1 protein-coding gene is annotated in these 944 nt (G+C 38.5%); it reads right to left on the reverse strand.

All coding sequences use genetic code 11. The features are described 5' to 3' along the window. On the reverse strand, positions 1–944 hold a 944-nt coding region (locus tag JBL43_RS20140; RefSeq protein ID WP_198843146.1), incomplete at both ends, for an immunoglobulin-like domain-containing protein.

The raw sequence follows: 944 nt of genomic DNA on the forward strand, positions 1-944 counted from the left end.
ATTGGATAACTACCTACCGCATCAACAAAGTCAGAAGCATCGATCGCAATTGGTGAACCATCATCGGTTGTTGCTCCAAGTTCTGTATAACCATCTCCTAGATTTATAATTTGTGGATTGTCTCCAAGTAAGGTAATTATTGGAGCAATTAGATCTGTGTCTACTACATTTACGATTCTGGTAACTTTTAACGCTATGTTTCCATTAGCATCTGTTGAATTGTAAAATATTGGATAACTACCTACCGCATCAACAAAGTCAGAAGCATCGATCGCAATTGGTGAACCATCATCGGTTGTTGCTCCAAGTTCTGTATAACCATCTCCTAGATTTATAATTTGTGGATTGTCACCAATTAAAGTGATTACAGGAGCTGTAGTGTCTGTATCTACCACATTTACCGTTCTTGTTACTTCTGTGGCTACATTTCCACTAGCGTCTGTGGCATTATAATAAATAGTATAACTTCCAACAGCATCAATAAACTCTGAAGCATCGATTACGACTGTTGAACCATCATCGGTATCGGCTCCTAGTTCGGTATATCCATCACCTAGATTTATGATTTGTGGATTGGCTCCAAGTAAGGTAATTACAGGAGCTGTAGTGTCTGTGTCGACAACATTTACAGTTCTTGTCACTTCTGTGGCTACATTTCCACTAGCATCGGTAGCATTATAATAAATAGTATAACTTCCAACAGCATCAACAAATGCAGTAGCATCAATTACGACTGTTGAGCCATCATCGGTATCGGCTCCAATTTCTGTGTAACCATCACCAAGATTTATGATTTGTGGATTGTCACCAATTAAAGTGATTACAGGAGCTGTAGTGTCTGTATCTACCACATTTACCGTTCTTGTTACTTCTGTGGCTACATTTCCACTAGCATCGGTAGCATTATAATAAATAGTATAACTTCCAACAGCATCAACAAATGC

The sequence above is a fragment of the Aureibaculum flavum genome, assembly GCF_016406085.1.
Classification (GTDB): Bacteria; Bacteroidota; Bacteroidia; order Flavobacteriales; family Flavobacteriaceae; genus Aureibaculum; species Aureibaculum flavum.